19 protein-coding genes and 1 pseudogene are annotated in these 18,816 nt (G+C 72.4%); 13 read left to right on the top strand and 7 right to left on the bottom strand.

Translation table 11 applies throughout. The features are described from left to right. The first annotated feature begins 89 nt into the window (after positions 1–89). Positions 90–347, top strand: a complete 258-nt coding sequence (locus tag V6V16_RS00805) for a WhiB family transcriptional regulator (protein WP_088980572.1) — start codon at positions 90–92, stop codon at positions 345–347. 36 nt (positions 348–383) lie between these two features. Here V6V16_RS00805 and V6V16_RS00810 read toward each other — a convergent pair whose 3' ends face one another. Beyond that, entirely contained in the window at positions 384–833 is a 450-nt protein-coding gene (locus tag V6V16_RS00810; protein ID WP_089001916.1) for a metallopeptidase family protein, read from the bottom strand. A 152-nt stretch (positions 834–985) separates the two neighbouring features. Here V6V16_RS00810 and V6V16_RS00815 point away from each other — a divergent pair, with 152 nt between their 5' ends. Beyond that, positions 986–1,354 (top strand): DUF3499 domain-containing protein, encoded by a 369-nt coding sequence (locus V6V16_RS00815; RefSeq protein ID WP_334558516.1) that lies wholly within the window; start codon positions 986–988, stop codon positions 1,352–1,354. Positions 1,355–1,372: 18 nt separating this feature from the next. On the opposite strand, the gene V6V16_RS00820 is transcribed toward V6V16_RS00815, so the two are convergent. Both V6V16_RS00820 and V6V16_RS00825 read right to left on the bottom strand, forming a co-directional pair. Further along, on the bottom strand, positions 1,373–2,719 hold the full coding sequence (locus V6V16_RS00820) for an aspartate aminotransferase family protein (protein ID WP_334558517.1): 1,347 nt from the start codon (positions 2,717–2,719) through the stop codon (positions 1,373–1,375). A 433-nt stretch (positions 2,720–3,152) separates the two neighbouring features. Next, on the bottom strand, positions 3,153–3,665 hold the full coding sequence (locus tag V6V16_RS00825) for an Lrp/AsnC family transcriptional regulator (protein WP_334558519.1): 513 nt from the start codon (positions 3,663–3,665) through the stop codon (positions 3,153–3,155). Positions 3,666–3,868: 203 nt separating this feature from the next. On the opposite strand from V6V16_RS00825, the gene V6V16_RS00830 reads away from it, so the two are divergent. The 7 genes and pseudogenes from V6V16_RS00830 to V6V16_RS00860 all read left to right on the top strand — a co-directional run bounded on the left by V6V16_RS00830 (position 3,869) and on the right by V6V16_RS00860 (position 10,951). Beyond that, on the top strand, positions 3,869–5,053 hold the full coding sequence (locus tag V6V16_RS00830; protein ID WP_334558520.1) for a polyamine ABC transporter substrate-binding protein: 1,185 nt from the start codon (positions 3,869–3,871) through the stop codon (positions 5,051–5,053). A 5-nt stretch (positions 5,054–5,058) separates the two neighbouring features. Continuing rightward, entirely contained in the window at positions 5,059–6,225 is a 1,167-nt protein-coding gene (locus V6V16_RS00835) for an ABC transporter ATP-binding protein (protein WP_334558521.1), read from the top strand. Beyond that, a complete protein-coding gene (locus V6V16_RS00840; RefSeq protein ID WP_334558523.1) occupies positions 6,222–7,136 on the top strand; it encodes an ABC transporter permease in 915 nt (304 codons plus the stop codon). Before V6V16_RS00835 ends, V6V16_RS00840 begins: the two co-directional genes overlap by 4 nt. Positions 7,137–7,195: 59 nt before the next feature. After that, positions 7,196–7,999, top strand: a complete 804-nt coding sequence (locus V6V16_RS00845) for an ABC transporter permease (RefSeq protein WP_334558524.1) — start codon at positions 7,196–7,198, stop codon at positions 7,997–7,999. 134 nt (positions 8,000–8,133) lie between these two features. Next, positions 8,134–8,638 (top strand): annotated as a pseudogene (locus V6V16_RS00850) (NAD(P)/FAD-dependent oxidoreductase); the annotation flags it as partial. Then, positions 8,638–9,840, top strand: a complete 1,203-nt coding sequence (locus tag V6V16_RS00855) for a saccharopine dehydrogenase family protein (protein ID WP_334558526.1) — start codon at positions 8,638–8,640, stop codon at positions 9,838–9,840. The pseudogene V6V16_RS00850 and the gene V6V16_RS00855, both read left to right, overlap by 1 nt. 265 nt (positions 9,841–10,105) lie before the next feature. After that, on the top strand, positions 10,106–10,951 hold the full coding sequence (locus V6V16_RS00860; protein ID WP_334558528.1) for a DUF559 domain-containing protein: 846 nt from the start codon (positions 10,106–10,108) through the stop codon (positions 10,949–10,951). 261 nt (positions 10,952–11,212) lie between these two features. On the opposite strand, the gene V6V16_RS00865 is transcribed toward V6V16_RS00860, so the two are convergent. Further along, positions 11,213–11,974 carry an NADPH-dependent F420 reductase gene (locus tag V6V16_RS00865; protein ID WP_334558529.1) on the bottom strand — a complete coding sequence of 254 codons (762 nt, stop codon included), beginning with the start codon at positions 11,972–11,974 and terminating at the stop codon, positions 11,213–11,215. Between V6V16_RS00865 and V6V16_RS00870 the strand changes: the two genes are divergently transcribed. Further along, entirely contained in the window at positions 11,950–12,315 is a 366-nt protein-coding gene (locus V6V16_RS00870; protein WP_334558530.1) for a winged helix-turn-helix transcriptional regulator, read from the top strand. The two genes, V6V16_RS00865 and V6V16_RS00870, sit on opposite strands and share 25 nt — an antisense overlap. Before the next feature lie 10 nt (positions 12,316–12,325). Here the strand turns inward: V6V16_RS00870 and gabT are convergent, their stop codons facing one another. Together gabT and V6V16_RS00880 are read right to left on the bottom strand one after the other, a co-directional pair. Continuing rightward, the gene (gene gabT, locus V6V16_RS00875; protein ID WP_334558531.1) at positions 12,326–13,588 is read right to left on the bottom strand and encodes a 4-aminobutyrate--2-oxoglutarate transaminase; all 1,263 of its coding nucleotides are present in this window, start codon (positions 13,586–13,588) and stop codon (positions 12,326–12,328) included. 138 nt (positions 13,589–13,726) lie between these two features. Continuing rightward, positions 13,727–15,163, bottom strand: coding sequence for a gamma-aminobutyraldehyde dehydrogenase (locus V6V16_RS00880; RefSeq protein WP_334558532.1), 1,437 nt, complete (start codon positions 15,161–15,163; stop codon positions 13,727–13,729). A gap of 132 nt (positions 15,164–15,295) precedes the next feature. On the opposite strand from V6V16_RS00880, the gene V6V16_RS00885 reads away from it, so the two are divergent. After that, positions 15,296–16,735: an aldehyde dehydrogenase family protein gene (locus tag V6V16_RS00885; protein ID WP_334558533.1), complete on the top strand. Its 1,440-nt coding sequence runs from the start codon at positions 15,296–15,298 to the stop codon at positions 16,733–16,735. A 3-nt stretch (positions 16,736–16,738) separates the two neighbouring features. Here V6V16_RS00885 and V6V16_RS00890 read toward each other — a convergent pair whose 3' ends face one another. Continuing rightward, complete coding sequence (locus V6V16_RS00890; protein ID WP_334558534.1) at positions 16,739–17,971, bottom strand: SUKH-3 domain-containing protein; 1,233 nt, start codon at positions 17,969–17,971, stop codon at positions 16,739–16,741. 74 nt (positions 17,972–18,045) lie between these two features. On the opposite strand from V6V16_RS00890, the gene V6V16_RS00895 reads away from it, so the two are divergent. Together V6V16_RS00895 and V6V16_RS00900 are read left to right on the top strand one after the other, a co-directional pair. After that, positions 18,046–18,465 (top strand): YbaB/EbfC family nucleoid-associated protein, encoded by a 420-nt coding sequence (locus tag V6V16_RS00895; protein ID WP_334558535.1) that lies wholly within the window; start codon positions 18,046–18,048, stop codon positions 18,463–18,465. Beyond that, positions 18,465–18,803: a hypothetical protein gene (locus V6V16_RS00900; RefSeq protein WP_334558538.1), complete on the top strand. Its 339-nt coding sequence runs from the start codon at positions 18,465–18,467 to the stop codon at positions 18,801–18,803. Before V6V16_RS00895 ends, V6V16_RS00900 begins: the two co-directional genes overlap by 1 nt. The last annotated feature ends 13 nt before the right edge of the window (positions 18,804–18,816 follow it).

Raw genomic sequence — 18,816 nt, forward strand, 5'->3', positions numbered from 1 at the left:
GCAACAAATCGGGACCGTACGGACAAGCACGCCTTCCGCGTGGGGGGTTGCAGCGGCGATGACGCCGGTGCGCGACAAGGAGGCATCTGATGGACGGCCAGCTTGAGGTGGCCGACCTGCTCGGAAACGCGCCGGAGTGGCAGGAGCGGGCGCTCTGCTCGCAGACCGATCCGGAGGCGTTCTTTCCCGAGAAGGGCGGCTCGACCCGCGAGGCGAAGCGGATCTGCTCGCGCTGTGAGGTGAAGACGGAATGTCTCGAATACGCTCTCGGTCACGACGAGCGGTTCGGGATCTGGGGTGGGCTCTCGGAGCGGGAGCGCCGCAAGCTCAAGCGGCGGGTCGCCTGAGCGCTGCCCGGGCCGGGGCGGTGGGGGCCGCCCGGCTCAGGCCAACTCGTCGGGGTCGACCCCGAGCAGGTTGGCCACCTGTTCGATGATCACGTCGTGCACGAGGTCCGCGAGATCCTCGCGGTCCATCGCACGGAACTCCAGCGGCCTCCGGTAGAGCACGATCCGCGGGGGCACCTCCTGCCGGCCCGGCCGGCCGGGCAGCAGCCGGGCGAGCGGCACCTCGCCGTCCTCCAGGACGTCGGAGTCGTAGACGTTCAGGTCCGGCGGAACGTCCTCCACCGCGAACTCGACCCCGGCCAACTCCTTGGCGAACCGCCGTTCGAGCGTCTCGACGGTGTCCAGCACCAGGTCGTCGAAGATCTCCGCCTTCGTGCGGGCCAGCGGCACCGTCGCCGGCACCAGCCGGCCGCGCAGGCCGCGCCCGTGCCGGTCGCGGTGGGCGCGCCGGCCGGGGCCGGGGCGGCGGTGTTCCGGACTGGTCATGAGCAAAGGTTAGCCGCCGTACCGACGTGCCCCACGGCAGCGCCACCGGCGCGGCGCGGCGCGGGCCCGCCGGCCGAATTGTGATCACCACTTCGGGCGTGTCGCAACGCGAAGCAGTGCGCCGGACCCGGTAATGGGGATACCCTGCCGCCGTGAGGTCACCACGGCGCTGCTCCCGTAACGGCTGCCCCCGGCAAGCGGTCGCCACGCTGACCTATGTCTACAACGAGTCGACAGCGGTGGTGGGGCCCCTGGCGGCCTTCGCCGAGCCACACACGTACGACCTCTGCGAGCCGCACGCCCGCAGCCTCACCGCGCCGCGCGGCTGGGACGTGGTGCGCCACGAGGGAGAGTTCGAGCCCCCGCCGCCCACCACCGACGATCTGGTCGCCCTCGCCGAGGCCGTCCGGGAGGCCGCCCGTCCGGTGGCGCCCCGTCCGCCGCAGGACGACGAGACCCTCAACCCCGCCCCCCAGACGGGCCGCCGGGGCCACCTCCGGGTCATCCCCCCGAACCACTGACCCGGTGGGGCTCGCGGGTCACAGGCGGGCCCACGCCTCGGTGAGCACGGCGCGCAGGATCTGCTCCATCTCGTCGAACTGCTGCTGCTCGGCGATCAGCGGCGGGGCGAGCTGCACGACGGGGTCGCCCCGGTCGTCGGCGCGGCAGTAGAGCCCGGCGGAGAAGAGCGCCGAGGAGAGGAAGCCGCGTAGCAGCCGCTCGGACTCGGCCTCGTCGAAGGTCTCCCGGGTCGCCTTGTCCTTGACCAGCTCGATGCCGTAGAAGTAGCCCTCGCCGCGCACGTCGCCGACGATCGGCAGGTCGTGCAGCTTCTCCAGGGTGGCGCGGAACGCCGCCTCGTTGGCCCGTACGTGCCCGGTCAGGTTCTCCCGCGCGAAGACCTCCAGGTTGGCCAGGGCCACCGCGCAGGAGACCGGGTGGCCGCCGAAGGTCACCCCGTGGGCGAACATGCCGGTCTCGGTCAGGAACGGTTCCATCAGCCGGTCGCTGGCGATCATCGCGCCCAGCGGGGCGTAGCCGGAGGTGATGCCCTTGGCGGTGGTGACGAGGTCGGGCTGGTAGCCGTACCGGACGGCGCCGAAGTACTCGCCCAGCCGCCCCCAGGAGCAGATCACCTCGTCGGAGACGAGCAGCACGTCGTACGCGTCGCAGATCTCGCGGACCCGCTCGAAGTAGCCCGGCGGCGGCGGGAAGCAGCCGCCCGAGTTCTGCACCGGCTCCAGGAACACGGCGGCGACGGTGTCCGGCCCCTCCCGCTCGATCGCCCGGCGGATCTCCTCGGCGGCCCAGCGACCGAACGCCTCGGGGGAGTCGCCGTGTTCCGGGGCGCGGTAGAAGTTCGTGTTCGCCACCTTGATCCCCCCGGGCACCAGCGGCTCGAAGTCGCTCTTGATGCCGGGCAGGCCGGTGATCGACAGGGCTCCCATCGAGGTGCCGTGGTACGCGAGGAAACGGCTGACCACCTTGTGCTTGGTCGGCTTGCCGGTGCGCTTGAAGTAGGCCCGGGCCAGCTTCCACGCCGCCTCCACCGCCTCGGAGCCGCCGGTGGTGAAGAAGACCCGGTTCAGGTCGCCGGGGGCGAGCGCGGCGATCCGCTCGGCCAGCTCGACCGCCTTCGGGTGGGCGTACGACCAGAGCGGGAAGTAGGCCAGCTCGCCCGCCTGCTTGGCGGCGGCCTCGGCCAACTCGGTGCGCCCGTGGCCGGCGTTGACGACGAAGAGCCCGGCGAGGCCGTCCAGGTAGCGGCGGCCCTCGGTGTCCCAGACGTACGCGCCCTCGCCGCGCGCGATGGTCGGCACCCCTCCCGGGGGGTAGCTCGCCATCCGGGTGAAGTGCATCCAGAGGTGGTCGGTGGCGTCGGCCATGTCAACCCCATCGGTTCACGGGCCGGTCAGGGGGTGGCACCGGCGCTCTGCCCATGGTTATCCCACAGCCCGGCTGCCGGTTGCAAGTGGTATCGGCAGCGCTCGCGCTTGTCGGCGACGGAATCAGCGGGTACAGGCAGGCGCCGCGACGGATTTCGCACCGGCAATCCGGGCGGGCGCTCCCGACGGTCGACCGCCGGCGCGGGCAGGGTGGGTGGGTGCGGCCCTTTCGAGGTGAGTCGTTTGCGACATCGCCCGGCCGCGTGCGGGTCCGGCCGGCCGAGTCGTTCACGACATCGCCCGGCCGGGTGTGGCCCCCGGCCGGTTGAGTCGTTTACGACATCAGCTCCAAAGGGGCGGGAGGTGGTGGTGGCGCTCGGCGGCGACGCGGCCCCGGCCGGAGCGCGCCGGCCGCCGCGCCCGTGCCGACCGGTCAGGCGGTGCCCCAGGTGTACGTCTGCTTGCGCAGCTTGAGGTAGACGAACGCCTCGGTGGAGAGCACGCCGTCGACCGCCCGCAGCCGTTGCAGGATCTCCAGCAGGTGGTCGTCGTTGCGGCAGACCACCTCGGTCAGCAGGTCGAACGAGCCGGCGGTGATCACCACGTAGTCGACCTCGTCCAGCTCGGCGAGGCGGTCGGCCACGGCCTCCAGGTCGCCGTCGGTGCGCAGCCCGATCATGGCCTGGCGGGAGAAGCCGAGTTGGAGCGGGTCGGTCACCGCGACGATCTGCATCACGCCCGTGTCGAGCAGCCGCTGCACCCGCTGGCGCACGGCCGCCTCCGAGAGCCCGACCGCCTTGCCGATGGTCGCGTACGGGCGTCGGCCGTCCTCCTGGAGCTGCTCGATGATCTGCTTGGCCACGTCGTCGAGCAGGGCATGGCTGGCGCCCCCGCGGACGGTCACCCGTCGCCCGCCGGTGCCGCTGTCGTGCTGCCGGTTCGTCATCGACCGCTCCCCACGTTCGTTCGCGGGCTGAGCCTAGTCCTCGCGCGCGGTCTGGCGTAATTCGTGGTGGATGGCTATTGACGCAACGGAATCCCTTGTAAGCGAGGTCCTCTCATGTCACGATCAGTCGTCACCGCACCTGACCTCCCGCCGGCGCGCCGCCCCCGTCCCGCTCGCCGTCGATGACCTCAAGGAGTCGTCACATGCGAGCTCCCTCTCGGCCCCTGACCCGGCGGGGACTGCTGGCCGGCACCGTGGGCTCGACCGCGCTGCTGGCCGCCGGCGGGGCGCTGGCGGGCTGCGGCACCAGGGCGGCCACCCAGACGGAGACCGGGTGCGTCAGCGAGGACCTCTCCGCCGCCGAGAAGACGCTGACGTTCTCCAACTGGCCGCAGTACATGGACGTGGCCGAGTCCGACGCGTCCAAGCGGCCGACCCTCGACGCGTTCGTGGCCCGCAGCGGCATCAAGGTCGCCTACACCGAGGACGTCAACGACAACAACGAGTTCTTCGGCAAGGTGCGGAACCAGCTCGCCGGGTGCCAGTCGACCGGGCGGGACATCATGGTCCTCACCGACTGGATGGCGGCGCGGATGATCCGGCTCGGCTGGGTCCAGAAGCTCGACAGGTCGAAGCTGCCCAACGTCGAGGCCAACCTGCTGCCCTCGCTGCGCGGGCGCTCCTTCGACACGGAGAACCAGCTGGCGATCCCGTGGCAGTCCGGGCTGGCCGGCCTCGCCTACAACGGCCGGGTGACCAGGGAGCTCCGGACGGTCGACGAGCTGCTCACCCGTCCCGACCTCAAGGGCAGGGTGACCGCGCTATCGGAGATGCGCGACACCATGGGCCTGCTGCTCCAGTCGAACGGCCACGACCCGGCCAACTTCACCGCAGCCCAGTTCGACGACGCGCTGGCCAAGCTCAAGAGGGCCGTCGACTCCGGCCAGCTCCGCCGCTTCACCGGCAACGACTACGCGCCCGACCTCGCCAAGGGCGACATCGCCGCGTGCATCGGCTGGTCCGGCGACGTTATCCAGCTCGGCTTCTCCGACGACAAGGTCAAGTTCGTGGTGCCGGAATCCGGGGCGATGATCTGGTCGGACAACGTGGTGGTGCCGAACAAGGCCACCCACAAGGGCAACGCCGAGCAGCTCGTCAACTACTACTACGAGCCGGCGGTCGCGGCCCGGCTCGCCGCGTTCGTCAACTACATCTGCCCGGTTCGGGGCGCCCGGGCCGAGATGGAGAAGATCGACCCGGCGCTGGCCGCCAACCCGCTGATCTTCCCCGACGACGCCATGCTCGCGAGGTCCGCCGTCTTCATGGCCCTCGACGAGAAGCGGGAACGCGAGTACGAGGGCAAGTTCCAGCAGGTCATCGGGGCGTGAAGGGGATGGGTGGGACGACTGCGGGACGCGGGATTCCGGCCGGCGACCTGCGGCTGGACAACCTCACCAAGCGGTTCGGCGCCGTCACCGCGGTGGACGACCTCAGTCTGACCGTCCCGCAGGGCTCGTTCTTCGCCCTGCTCGGCGCGTCCGGCTGCGGCAAGACCACCACACTGCGGATGATCGCCGGCCTGGAGGAGCCGACCGCCGGGCGGGTGCTGCTCGGCGAGCGGGACGTCACCCGGCTGCGGCCGTACCGGCGGCCGGTGAACACCGTCTTCCAGAGCTACGCGCTCTTCCCGCACCTGGACGTCTTCGAGAACGTGGCGTTCGGCCTGCGCCGGCGCGGGATCCGCTCCGTCGACGACGAGGTCATGAACATGCTCGCGCTGGTGCAGCTCGACGACCACGGCCGTCGCCGTCCCGACCAGCTCTCCGGCGGGCAGCAGCAGCGGGTCGCCCTGGCCCGCGCGCTGGTCAACCGCCCGCAGGTGCTGCTGCTCGACGAGCCGCTCGGCGCGCTGGACCTGAAGCTGCGCCGGCGGATGCAGGTCGAGCTGAAGCGGATCCAGACCGAGGTCGGCATCACCTTCGTGCACGTCACCCACGACCAGGAGGAGGCCATGACGATGGCCGACACCGTGGCGGTGCTGGACAAGGGGCGGATCGAGCAGCTCGGCACCCCCGCCGACCTCTACGAGTACCCGGCCACGGCGTTCGTGGCGAGCTTCCTCGGCCAGTCCAACCTGATCGACGGCGAGGCCGCCGGTGGGGGCGGCGACGGCGTGGCGGTCTCGGCACACGGCAGTCGCTTCTGGGTGCCCGCCGGCCGCGCCCGGGTCGCGCGAGGGCCGGTCCACCTGGGCGTACGCCCCGAGAAGACGCACCTGGTCGACTCCGTCGACCGGGTCCCCGCCGGCTGTCAGCACGTCACCGGGGTGCTCACCGACGCCGCCTACGTGGGGGTGAGCACGCAGTACCTGCTGCGAACGGCCTGGGGCGGGGAGCTGTCGGTCTTCGTGGCCAACAACGGGGCCGCCGCCGCGTTGCCGGTGGGCACGCAGGCGGCGGCGTACTGGGACCCGAGGCACGCCTTCCTGCTGCCCCGCGAGGCCGGCGGGCCCGCCCGGAGCACGCCGACGCGGGACCAGCCGGTGGGCGCACCCTCGTGAGCGCCCTGGCGCGCCTCCCCAGCGGGCCCGGGGACGCGGCACCCGCGGCGCCCCGTCCGCCCGGGCGGCACCGGCTGCTGCCGTACCTGCTGCTGCTGCCCGCGGCGGCCTGGCTGCTCCTCTTCTTCGCGGTGCCGCTGCTCCAGCTCGCCGCCGCGAGCCTCTACGACCCCGCCGGCTCGCTCGCCACCGGCTACGCGATGACCTGGGCGTTCGGCAACTATCCCGATGCCCTCGCCGCGTACTGGCCGCAGTTCTTGCGCTCCTTCGGCTACGCCGGCGCCGCGCTGGTGCTGGCGCTGCTGACGGGCTACCCGTTGGCGTACGCGATCGCGCAGAAGGCCGGCCGGTGGAAGAACCTGCTGCTGGTCTGCGTGGTCGCGCCGATGTTCACCAGCTTCCTGGTGCGCACGCTGGCGTGGAAGACGATCCTGTCGGACAACGGTTGGCTCGTCGGGCTGCTGCGCGCCGCGCACCTGCTCGACCCCGACGGCCGCCTGCTGGCCACCCCCGTCGCGGTGGTGCTCGGCCTGACGTACAACTTCCTGCCCTTCCTGGTGCTGCCGCTGTACGCGAGCCTGGAGCGGCTGGACCCCCGGCTGCTGGAGGCCGCCGCCGACCTCCACGCCGGCCCGCTCGGGGCGTTCCGCAGGGTGACCCTGCCGCTCTCCATGCCCGGTCTGGTCGCCGGCACGCTGCTGTTCTTCATCCCGGCCAGCGGCGACTACATCAACGCCGAACTGCTCGGCACCCCCAACGAGTACATGATCGGCAACGTCATCGACTCGGCGTTCCTGGTCCGGCTGGACTACCCGCAGGGCGCGGCCCTGTCGTTCCTGCTGATGGCGGCGATCCTCGCGGCGGTCTTCGGCTACCTGCGCCGGACGGGCCCGGAGGAGGTGCTCGGGTGAGCGCGAGGGGCGCAGCGCAGCGGAGCCCCGCGGTCGCGAACGAAGGGCGGCGCTGAGAGATGGGACACCGCTTCGGACGATGGTTGGCCGACCGCTGGGTGATGGGGGTGGCGCTGCTGGTGCTCGGCTACCTCTTCCTGCCGATCGCCGTGGTCGCCGCGCTCTCCTTCAACCGGCCCTCCAGCCGCCTCTCGTACGACTTCAACGAGTTCACCCTCGACAACTGGCGCAACCCGTGCGCCACCTCCGACATGTGCGACGCGGTGCTGCGCAGCGTCCAGATCGGCTTCGTCGCGACCGTGCTCGCCACGGTGCTCGGCACCATGATGGCCTTCGCGCTGGTGCGGCACCGGTTCCGCGGGCGCTCCGCGACCAACGTGCTGATCTTCCTGCCGATGGCCACCCCCGAGCTGGTGATGGGCACCTCGCTGCTGGCCCTCTTCGTCTCCGCCGGGGTGCCGCAGGGCTTCTGGACCGTCGTCGTGGCGCACGTGATGTTCTGCGTGTCCTTCGTGGTGGTCACGGTGAAGGCGCGGCTCACCGGAATGGACGCGCGCCTGGAGGAGGCCGCGATGGACCTGTACGCCAGCGAGTGGCAGACCTTCCGGCGGATCACGCTGCCCCTGGTGCTGCCCGGCGTCGTGGCCGCCGCGCTGCTGGCGTTCTCGCTGTCCTTCGACGACTTCATCGTCACGAACTTCAACGCCGGCACCACCGTCACGTTCCCGATGTACGTCTGGGGCGCCGCCCAGCGGGGCATCCCGCCGCAGGTCAACGTCATCGGCACCGCGATGTTCGTGATCGCGCTGCTGCTGGTGCTGGCGGGCAGCCTGCGGGGGCGGCGGACGAAGCGGGCCTCGTGACGCCCCCGCCCACCGGACCTGCGCTCGCCGACGCGGCCCCCGTGCCGTACTGGCTGGACCGCCCCGAGCGCCCCGACCCGCTGCCACCCCTGGTCGGTGGTCGGGGAGGGCGCGGCGACCCCCGGGGGCGGGGCGCTCCCGGCCGGGTGCGGGCGCGGCGGGTGGTGCTCGCCACCAACGCGTTCCCGCCGCTGCTGCGCCGGCTGTGGGCGTACGCGGTGCCCGTCTACGACTACGCCCTGACGACCGAGCCGCTCACCGCCGGGCAGCGCGAAGCCGTCGGCTGGCGCAACCGGCAGGGGCTGGCCGACACGGGCAACCAGTTCCACTACTACCGGATCACCGGCGACGGGCGGATCCTCTTCGGCGGCTACGACGCCGTCTACCACTACGGCAACCGGGTCGCCCCGGAGCTGGCGCAGCGCCCGGCCACCTTCACCGCCCTCGCCGCGCACTTCTTCACCACCTTCCCGCAGCTCGCCGACGTGCGGTTCAGCCACCGCTGGGGCGGCGTCATCGCTGCGAGCCACCGGCATCAACGTCACCCGCTGGTCCATGGCCCGCGCCGACGCGCGTGCGGGCCGGCGCAACCTCTGGCTCCGTACGCTCGACCGTCTTGGTTTGGGGTTTGACTCGTGATGCGGATCCTGCTCGTCGGGGCCGGTGGCGTCGGTTCCGCCGCCGTCGCCATCGCCGCCCGCCGCTCCTTCTTCGAGCTGATGGTCGTGGCGGACCACGACCCCGAGCGCGCGGTCCGGGCGGTGGCCGGCCACGGTGACCGCTTCGTCGCCGGCACCGTCGACGCCGGTTCGGCCGACGCGGTCGCCGCGCTCTGCCGCGCGCACGGGATCACCCACGTGCTGAACGCGGTGGACCCGCGCTTCGTCATGCCGATCTTCGACGGGGCGTTCGCGGCCGGCGCCGACTACCTCGACATGGCGATGTCGCTGTCCCACCCGCACCCGACCCGGCCCTACGCGGAGACCGGCGTAAAGCTCGGCGACGACCAGTTCGCCGTCGCCGACCGGTGGTCGGCGGCCGGCCGGCTCGCGCTCTGCGGCATCGGCGTCGAGCCAGGGCTGTCGGACGTCTTCGCCCGCTACGCCGCCGACGAACTCTTCGCCGAGATAGACGAGATCGGGGTACGCGACGGCGCCGACCTGACCGTCGACGGCTACGCCTTCGCGCCGTCCTTCTCGATCTGGACCACCATCGAGGAGTGCCTGAACCCGCCGGTGGTCTGGGAGGCGGGGCGCGGCTGGTTCACCACCCCGCCGTTCTCCGAGCCGGAGGTCTTCGACTTCCCGGCGGGGATCGGCCCGGTCGAGTGCGTGAACGTCGAGCACGAGGAGGTGCTGCTCATCCCGCGCTGGGTCCGGGCCCGGCGGGTCACCTTCAAGTACGGCCTCGGCAACGAGTTCATCGAGGTGCTCAGGACGCTACGCAAGCTGGGCCTGGACTCGGTGGCCCCAGTGCAGGTCGGCGACGTGTCCGTGTCGCCCCGGGACGTCGTGGCCGCCTGCCTGCCCGACCCGGCGACCCTGGGCGACCGGATGCGCGGCCGGACCTGCGCCGGCACGTACGTGACCGGCACCGGCGTCGACGGCCGGCCCCGGAAGGTCTACCTCTACCACGTCGTCGACAACGAGTGGTCCATGCGCGAGTACGGCCACCAGGCCGTCGTGTGGCAGACGGCGGTGAACCCGGTCGTCGCCCTCGAGCTGCTGGCCGGGGGCGCGTGGTCCGGCACCGGCGTACTCGGCCCCGAGGCCCTCCCCCCGCGCCCCTTCCTCGACCTCCTCATTGCCTACGGCACCCCCTGGCACCTCCAAGACCGCTAACCCCACCCCCCACACCCCACCCCCCCCACCTCCCGCTCCCCGCCCCCCCCGCCCCCGCCCTCTCTGCGCGGCGATCTTGCACTTTCCGCCCGGGGATATCGGGCATTCCTCACTCCGCCAGGGCCGAAAGGGCAAGATCGCGGAGCTCGGGGGCGGGGCTAGCACGGGGGGCGGGAAGGCGGGGGGTTGTGCACAGGGGGCGGGGTTGTCCACAGGGCGGGGTGCGGGGGCCGCCGTCCGGCGGCGAAGTTTCGATGCTGGGCGCATGTCTACTCAGCTGTGGCGTGTCAACGAGCTGATGCGAGGGCTGACCGCGAAGCGGATCCGGACCCGGGTCGGCAGGGCGGAGCTGCTCCGGGTGCGTAGAGGTGTCTACGCCGACCAGTCCTACGGCGACGAGGACGAACTGCGCGCGCTCATGCTCTGCCTGCCCCCGGAGGCCGTCCTGACCCGGCAGAGCGCGGCTCGCCGGTACGGCTTCGGCGTGCTGCCGGAAGCCCTGGTCCACGTCCAGTTGCCCGCGACGGTGCCCAAGCCCCGCCTTCCCGGGCTGGCCGTGCACCATTCGGTGCTCCCCGCTCACCCCGTCGTCGTCCGTGGCCTGCCCTGCGTGCCCGCTGCCCGATGCGTCGTCGACCTGGCGCGTACCGTCCGGCGACTGGACGCCCTGCCCGTGCTCGACGCGGCCCTACGGGCGGGCGCGGTGACGCACGACGAACTGGTCACGGAGGTGTCGGCTCACCGGGCACTGCGCGGTGTACGACAAGCGCGCGAGCTCGTACCGCTGGCGGACGGACGGGCGGAGTGCCGGCAGGAGAGCCAGCTGCGGTTGACCCTGATCGACGGGCGGCTGCCGGTGCCCGAGCCGCAGGTGTGGGTGCACGACCGGGACGGCAGTCCCCGCTACCGGTTGGACCTGGGCTACCGGAGCCGCAGGATCGGCGTCGAGTACGACGGGGTGTCGCACCTGGATCGTGACCAGCTCCGGTACGACCGCGAGCGGATGAACTGGCTCGACGCCAACGGCTGGCGGATGCGCTACTTCACCGACCGGGACCTCTACCACCGCCCCGCCCACATAGTGGCCACCCTCCAAGCCGCCCTCTCCTGACCCCCCCCACCCCCCACCCCCCACCCCCCACCCCCCGCTCCCCGCCCCCGGCTCCCCGCTCCCCGCCCCCGGCTCCCCGCTCCTGCGATCTTGCACTTGTGGCCCCGGCAATCCGCCCAAAACGATCCCTGGCTGGGCGGGAAGTGCAAGATCGCGGGCGACGGGGCGACGGGGCGACGGGGCGACGGGGCGACGGGGCGACGGGCGTGGCGTCGGGTCATGGCCTCGTCGAGGGGACCGTCGGTCGGCTGGTCGTGCCGATCACGCGCTCGGCGACGCCGGGTCCACGTCAGGGACGGCGAGCCTGGGGTTGTACCCCGCCGCCACGACACGCATGACGAATCCCGCGGCCTCCTCCAGTTGGCGTGCGCTGGACAGGTCGCCGACCACCGCGGTCCGTGCGCCGAGATCCCCGGTCAACGCGCCGGCGCGTTCGAGCGCCTCGGGCTGGTCGCCGCAGATCGCCACGACCGGCGCGGAGTCGCGCGGTCCGGCGTAGGGCCAGGACGCCCCGGCGAACAGGTGGAAGGCCTTGACCACGTGGGCGCCCCGCGCAACGCGAGCGACAAGCTCAGCCGCCGAACCAGACGTCGGCTTCAGTCGCCCGGTGGCGAATTCGACGGCGTTGGTGCAGTCGATCACCGTCATGCCGCTCAGGGCGCCATCAGCCCCACCGACGAGAGAAAGTGCCTCCGCCAGGCCCTCCCAGGCGACCGCGACCACGACCACCTCGACCCGGGCTGCGAAGTCGGCGGGAGCGACGGCCTGAGCCGTGCCGCCGACCTCGGTGGCGGCCCGACTGGCGTTCTCCGGGTCGCGGCCCGTCAGCACGATCACGTGGCCAGCTCCCGCCCACGCCCGGCCGAGCGCTGTGGCGAGGTTGCCCGTGCCCAGGATTCCTACGTTCACCATGATCTCCTTCAGCTCTGGGACGACCCGAAGAACGCTAGGAAGCCGGCTCCTACCATCCGGTAGGAGTTCGACGTGACACTGGAAGGATGATCGACGGCAGCTGCCAGACATTCGTGTCGGACTGTCATGTCCGCGCGGCGGTCGAACTCATCACCCACACCTGGGACCCGGTGGTCCTGTCAGCCCTGCGCGCCGGGCCGACGAGACGCAACGACCTGTTCGAACACATCGCAGGCATCAGCGACAAGGTCCTGACGCAGGCGCTCCGCCGGCTACGAGCGCGGGGACTGGTCGTCCGGCAGGACAGCCACGGACGGGTGCCGGGAAGCCGCGGCGCCGTCTACCAGCTGTCGCCGCTGGGCGAATCGTTCGCCAACGGCCCGCTCGCACAACTGGCGCGGTGGGCCGCAGCGAACCACGCAGAACTTCTCCAGGCGTCGACGACGCCATGAGCCGCACGGGTCAGCCGCGGAAGGACGCCTCCAGGACGTCCGCGCCCCGGTGCAACTCGGCGTCGGAGATCACCAGTGGCGGCAGGAGGCGCAGCACGTTGCCGTACGTGCCGCAGGTCAGGACGAGCAGGCCGGCGGCGCGGCAGGCCGCCGCGATCGTCGTCGTGGCGACCGGATCGGGTTCGAGCGTGCCGGGCCGCACCAGCTCCACGGCGAGCATCGCGCCCCGGCCCCGTACCTCGGCGACCCGCGGGTCGCGCCCGGCGATCGCCCGCAGGCGCCCGGCCAGGTACGCGCCGATCCGCCGGGCCGCGCCCGCCAGGTCCAGCTCCCGCATCGTCTCGATCGACGCGAGTGCGGCGGCGCACGCGACGGGGTTGCCCCCGTACGTGCCGCCGAGGCCGCCGGAGTGCACGGCGTCCATCAGGTCGGCGCGGCCGGTCACGGCGGCCAGCGGCAGGCCCCCGGCGATCCCCTTGGCCAGCGTCACCAGGTCGGGCTCGACGCCCTCGTGCTCGCAGGCGAACCAGTCGCCCGTGCGGCAGAACCCGGTCTGGATCTCGTCGGCGACGAAGACCACCCCGGTCGCCGTCGCCCACTCGCGCAGCGCCGGCAGGAACCCCGGCGCGGGTACCACGAAACCGCCCTCGCCCTGGATGGGCTCGATCAGCAGCGCGGCCACGTTCTCCGCGCCAACCTGCTTCTCCACCGTGTCGATCGCCCGCGCCGCCGCCTCGGCGCCGGAGAGCCCCCCGTCGCGCAGCGGATACGACACCGGCACCCGGTAGACCTCCCCGGCGAACGGCCCGAAGCGATGCTTGTACGGCATGTTCTTCGCGGTCAACGCCATGGTCAGGTTGGTCCGCCCGTGGTACGCGTGGTCGAAGACCACCACCGCCGGGGAACCCGTCGCGTGCCGGGCGATCTTCACCGCGTTCTCCACCGCCTCGGCACCCGAGTTGAACAGCGCCGAGCGCTTCTCGAAGTTGCCCGGGGCCAACGCGTTGAGCTGCTCGCAGACCGCCACGTAGGACTCGTAGGGCGCGACCATGAAGCAGGTGTGGGTGAAGCGCTCGACCTGGGCACGGACCGCCTCCACCACCCTCGGCGCGGAGCTGCCGACGTTGGTCACCGCGATGCCGGCGGCGAAGTCGATCCACTCCCGTCCGTCGACGTCCACGACGGTGCCGCCCGACGCCCGGTCCACGTAGGACGCGACGACGCTGCCGACGCCCCGGGCGACGGCCGCCCGCCGCCGCTGGTGCAACTCCACGCTCGGCGAGGGCCCACCTTCCGTCCGCGGTTGCGGGGCTCGCGGGCCCAACTCACTCCTCGCGCTCACGGGGGTCCACCTTTCGTTCGCGGTTGCGGGGCTCGCGGACCCGGCTCACTCCTCGCGCCTCACGGGACGTCAGCTTTCGATGTTGTGCATGACGTGCTTGACCCGGGTGTAGTCCTCCAGGCTGTAGACCGACAGGTCCTTGCCGTGGCCGGAGTGCTTGAAGCCGCCGTGCGGCATCTCGGAGACGAACGGGATGTGGGTGTTCACCCAGACGCAGCCGAAGTCGAGCCGGCGGGTCATCCGCATCGCCCGACCGTGGTCCCTGGTCCACACCGACGCGGCCAGGCCGTAGTCGACCCCGTTGGCCCAGCGCACCGCCTCGTCCTCGTCGGCGTACCGCTGGACGGTGATCACCGGCCCGAACACCTCGTCCTGGATGATCTCGTCGGCCTGGCGCAGCCCGCTGACCACCGTCGGGGCGTAGAAGTAGCCGCGTTCGCCGAGCCGCGTACCGCCGGTGCGGACGTCGGCGTGGTCGCCGAGCCGGTCGACGAAGCCGGCGACCCGGGCGAGCTGGTCGGCGTTGTTCAACGGGCCGTAGGCCACGTCCGCGTCGTCCGGCGCGCCGGTCCTGGTGGCGCGGGCGTGCTCGGCCAGCGCCGCCACGAAGTCGTCGTGGATGCCGGGGCCGGCGAGCACCCGGGTCGCCGCCGTGCAGTCCTGCCCGGCGTTGAAGTAGCCGCCGAGCGCGACGGCCTCCGCCGCCGCCTCGACGTCCGCGTCGTCGAAGATCACCACCGGGGCCTTGCCGCCCAGCTCCAGGTGGGTCCGCTTCAGGTCCGGGGCCGCCGCGGCGGCCACCTCCATGCCCGCCCGGGTCGAGCCGGTGATCGAGACGAGCTGCGGGGTCGGGTGCGACACGAGCGTACGACCGGTGTCCCGGTCGCCGCAGACCACGTTGAACACCCCCGGCGGGAGGAACTCCGCCGCCATCTCGGCCAGCAGCAGCGTCGACACCGGCGTGGTGTCGGAGGGCTTGAGTACCACCGTGTTGCCGGCGGCCAGCGCCGGGGCGATCTTCCAGACCGCCATCATCAGCGGGTAGTTCCAGGGGGTGACCTGGGCGCAGACGCCGATCGGCTCGCGCCGCACGTACGAGGTGTGCCCGGCCAGGTACTCGCCGGCCGACCGGCCCTCCAGCATCCGGGCCGCCCCGGCGAAGAAGCGGAGCTGGTCGACCGTCGGGGGCAGTTCCTCCTCGGCGGTGAGCTGGCGCGGCTTGCCCGTGTTGCGCACCTCGGCGTCGACCAGCTCGGACGCCCGGGACTCGACCGCGTCGGCGAGGCGGAGCAACGCCCGCTGCCGCTCGGCCGGGGTCGCGTCGCGCCAACCGTCGAAGGCCGTGGCGGCGGCCCGCATCGCGGCGTCGACGTCGGCGGCCCCGGAGACCGGCGCCCGCGCGAAGACCTCGCCGGTGCAGGGGTCGATCAAGTCGGCGTACCCGCCGTCGGTCGGCTCGGCGTGCTCGCCGTTGACGAAGTTGCGCAGCTGTTGCTGGTCACTCATGGCGGGTTCACTCCGATAAATGCGTCGGCGGCGGTTATCGCATTCTGTATGCCATCTTCGCTACCGAATTCGCGGCAGACAAGGCCTGGAGCCACTGTTTCCGTGGACAGCGAGTCGTCTAGGCTGGTCGGTGTGGAGTCCGCAGCCTTCTACGTCGCCTCCCGTCCCGACCACGGCGAGGGGGAGCTGACCGTCCGGCACCCGTACGACGGGCGGGCCGTCGGTCGTACCACCCTCGCCACCGCCGACCAGGTCGAAGCGGCCGTCGCGGCAGCCGCCGGGGTGGCCGCGGAGGCCGCGGCCCTGCCCGCGCACGCCCGCGCGGCGGCCCTGGACCACGTGTCCCGCCGGCTCGCCGAGCGGGCCGAGGAGGGCGCGCGGCTGATCACCGCCGAGAACGGCAAACCGCTGAAGTGGGCCCGCGCCGAGGTGGGCCGCGCGGTCTCCACCTTCCGCTGGGCGGCCGAGGAGGCCCGGCGCTTCTCGGGGGAGCTGCAACGCCTCGACACCGACCCGGCCGCCACCGGGCGGATCGCCCTGGTCCGGCGGGTGCCGAGGGGGCCGGTGCTCGGCATCACGCCGTTCAACTTCCCGCTGAACCTCGTCGCCCACAAGGTCGCCCCGGCCATCGCGGTCGGCGCCCCGATCGTCGTCAAGCCCGCCCCCGCCACCCCGCTGTCGGCGCTGCTGCTGGGCGAGCTGCTCGCGGAGACCGACCTGCCACGGGGGATGTTCTCGGTGCTGCCGCTGCCGAACGAGCGCGCCGCCGAACTGGTGGCCGACCCCCGGCTGCCGCTGGTGTCGTTCACCGGCTCCGGGCCCGTCGGCGCGGCGATCCGGCGCTCCGTGCCCGACAAGCACGTGACCCTGGAACTGGGCGGCAACGCCGCCGCCGTGATCTGCGAGGACTGGAACACCGACGAGGACCTGACCTTCGCCGCGCACCGCGTCGCGACGTTCTCCAACTACCAGGCCGGGCAGTCGTGCATCGCCGTGCAGCGGGTCTACGTGCACGAATGGCTCTACGACGCGTTCCTGCCCCGGCTGGTCGCGGCCGTGCAGGAGCTGCGCGCCGGCGACCCGTCGGACCCGCTCACCGACGTCGGGCCGCTGATCTCCGAGGCCGCCGCGCGCCGCGTCGAGTCGTGGGTGGACGAGGCCGTCACCGCCGGCGGCACCATCGAGGTGGGCGGCCGGCGCGAGGGCGCGACCTATCCGCCGACCGTGCTCTCGGGGGTGCCGGCGGACGCCAGGGTCTGCGCCGAGGAGGTCTTCGGACCGGTGCTCGTGGTCGCCCGCGTCGAGCACGACCGGGCCGCGTTCGCCGCCGTCAACGACTCGGCGTACGGGTTGCAGGCCGGCGTCTTCACCCACCGCCTCGACACGGCCTTCGCGGCGCACCGCGCCCTGGAGGTGGGTGGCGTGGTCGTCGGCGACGTGCCGTCCTATCGGGCCGACCAGATGCCGTACGGCGGGGTGAAGGGCAGCGGTGTCGGGCGCGAGGGCCTGCGCAGCGCCATGGAGGACTACACGGAGCCGCGCGTCATGGTGCTGACCGGCGTGTCGTTGTAGCGCTCACCAGGTGCCGTCGTCGCGGACCCGGGCCGGGGCCCGGCCGAGCAGCAGGGTCGTCAGCGCGGCGTCGATGTCGTCGCCGAGGAACCACTCGCCGGCCTGGTCCAGGGCGAAGACCCGACCCCGCTCGTCGACCGCGAAGATGCTGTCACCGTGCTCGGAACCGATCGGAAAGAGCCTCATCCCGAGCACGGCGGCGAAGTCCGCCAGTGTGTCCGTCGAATGCGCGCTACGGAGTGGGTTCGTGGTGAAGCGGCTGATCCACACCTGCTCGCCGGGGCCCCTGCGACTGCTCACGATGGCGGGGAACGCGGTCAGCGCCTGCTCGGCCGCCGGGAACGGCTCGTGGCGGTGCTGCCGGCCGACGACGTCGCACGTCTCCCGGATCGCTCCCATGGCCAGAGCGGCATTGAACTCGCTGTCTTCCCAGCCCGCCTCCATGAGCGCGTTGCTGACGAGGGGCGGAAAGCGGCCAGGATGATGCGGACGCTGTGGCTGCGGGCGCCACTCCGACGTGAAAGCCAGATCCGCCCAGGACAGCGCATTGAAGTGCACCAGAAAATTGACACACGAGTCGCAGGCACGCTCGGCCCTGCCGCCGTGCGGGTCCCCCGGTTCGCGCACCCGGAACACTTCGAAACGCGCGTTTCCCAGCAGTATCTCCGCGTCGGCCATGCCCAGGGGGGCGATGCCCTCGGCGGCGCGGCGGTGGTCGTAGTCGTGCAGGACGTCGGAGACGACGATCAGCTCGGCGTGCCGGTGGGCGCCGCGCACCAGATGCCCGGGGGGCAGTTCCTCCAGGTAGGCGAGCACGAGCGGGTGGTGGTTCAGCACGGTGTCGCCCTTGGCACCCTGGGCGCGGAACAGGCGCCCCTCGACCGTCAGGTGCGCCGCCGTGCCGGGCGTCGGTGACCGGCGGATGTCGCGGAGCAGCTGGCTCGCCGGGTCGACGGTGCGGGGCGCGCCGGGGCCCTCCCGCCGGCTCCGGCGGTACATCTGCTCGACCACGTCGATCGGTACGCGCGGCCAGGTGGTGACCTCGCCGGTCAGCTTGTCCACCACCGTGGTCGGCAGGTCGCCGGGGACCGTCCTCGTCTCCATGGAGACGGTGGACGTGATGACGTAGCCGAGGTCGAACTCGTCGACCGTCGGGCGGCACTCGTATCCCAGGCGCTGTGACTCGCGGCGGGCCCACACGGCGGCGAGTTGCTCGGCCTGCTGGCGATCGATCACGGCTTGAAAGTACCGGACCCCACGGATTCGTGGCGCCCGGTATGGTTCGCCCTACCGACGGTAACCGGGGGAGGGTGGCGTTGGCCGAGAACGTTGACCGGGACGCCAATCGCGCGCTGCGAGCGCGGTTCGACGAGGTCTACGGCGACTACCGACGACTGAGGTCCGGGTTGGACGAGCTGCAGGGCCGGCTCGCAGATCTGCGGGTGACCGAACGTTCCGACGACGGTCAGGTGACGGCGACCGCCGGCGCCCGCGGCGAACTGATCTCACTGGAGCTGCATCCCTCCGTCTACCAGGACCGCGACGCGAGAGCGTTGGGCCGGAAGATCACCGCCACGGTCCACCGGGCCGGTGCGGCGGCGGTCGCCGCCACCCAGGAACTCGTGGCCGGCTACCTGCCCGCCGGCTCCGGTGCGGCGGATTTCCTGCGTACGGGTGACTTCGGTTCGTTGCTGGGGCGGGCCGACGCCGTGCTGCGCCGGGGCGAGTGATGGACGGTCAGCTCTGGCTCGATTCGCAGCGTGCCCGGCGCGGCGGCCTCGACCTCTCGGCGTCCGGCGAGGCGATCACGGCACGCCGTCGGCAGGACGGCGGCGCGATCGCCGCCGCGAGCGCCCGCTCGCCCTGGGGCAAGGACGACATCGGGGCCGCGTTCGAGCAGAAGTACCGGGGCTTCGAGGAGCTGGTGCTGCGGGCGTGGGAGGGCGTGGGCCGCCACCTGGACGGCCTCGGCGCCGACGTGATCCGCTCGGTGGACGCCAACCTGCGGACGGACTCGGCCAGCGCCGGCCGGCTCGGCCGCATCGGCGACCAGCACCGGCAGCGCTGATCCGCGGAGGAGA

The sequence above is a fragment of the Micromonospora sp. CPCC 205561 genome (assembly GCF_036906775.1).
Classification (GTDB): Bacteria; Actinomycetota; Actinomycetes; order Mycobacteriales; family Micromonosporaceae; genus Micromonospora.

What these genes read in the sequence shown, in the direction of transcription:
- V6V16_RS00805 (WP_088980572.1), top strand. Translation starts at nt 90, where the DNA reads ATGGACGGCCAGCTTGAGGTGGCCGACCTGCTCGGAAACGCGCCGGAG.
- V6V16_RS00810 (WP_089001916.1), bottom strand. Translation starts at nt 833, where the DNA reads ATGACCAGTCCGGAACACCGCCGCCCCGGCCCCGGCCGGCGCGCCCAC.
- V6V16_RS00820 (WP_334558517.1), bottom strand. Translation starts at nt 2,719, where the DNA reads ATGGCCGACGCCACCGACCACCTCTGGATGCACTTCACCCGGATGGCG.
- V6V16_RS00825 (WP_334558519.1), bottom strand. Translation starts at nt 3,665, where the DNA reads ATGACGAACCGGCAGCACGACAGCGGCACCGGCGGGCGACGGGTGACC.
- V6V16_RS00830 (WP_334558520.1), top strand. Translation starts at nt 3,869, where the DNA reads ATGCGAGCTCCCTCTCGGCCCCTGACCCGGCGGGGACTGCTGGCCGGC.
- V6V16_RS00835 (WP_334558521.1), top strand. Translation starts at nt 5,059, where the DNA reads ATGGGTGGGACGACTGCGGGACGCGGGATTCCGGCCGGCGACCTGCGG.
- V6V16_RS00845 (WP_334558524.1), top strand. Translation starts at nt 7,196, where the DNA reads ATGGGACACCGCTTCGGACGATGGTTGGCCGACCGCTGGGTGATGGGG.
- V6V16_RS00855 (WP_334558526.1), top strand. Translation starts at nt 8,638, where the DNA reads ATGCGGATCCTGCTCGTCGGGGCCGGTGGCGTCGGTTCCGCCGCCGTC.
- V6V16_RS00860 (WP_334558528.1), top strand. Translation starts at nt 10,106, where the DNA reads ATGTCTACTCAGCTGTGGCGTGTCAACGAGCTGATGCGAGGGCTGACC.
- V6V16_RS00870 (WP_334558530.1), top strand. Translation starts at nt 11,950, where the DNA reads ATGATCGACGGCAGCTGCCAGACATTCGTGTCGGACTGTCATGTCCGC.
- V6V16_RS00865 (WP_334558529.1), bottom strand. Translation starts at nt 11,974, where the DNA reads ATGTCTGGCAGCTGCCGTCGATCATCCTTCCAGTGTCACGTCGAACTC.
- V6V16_RS00880 (WP_334558532.1), bottom strand. Translation starts at nt 15,163, where the DNA reads ATGAGTGACCAGCAACAGCTGCGCAACTTCGTCAACGGCGAGCACGCC.
- V6V16_RS00900 (WP_334558538.1), top strand. Translation starts at nt 18,465, where the DNA reads ATGGACGGTCAGCTCTGGCTCGATTCGCAGCGTGCCCGGCGCGGCGGC.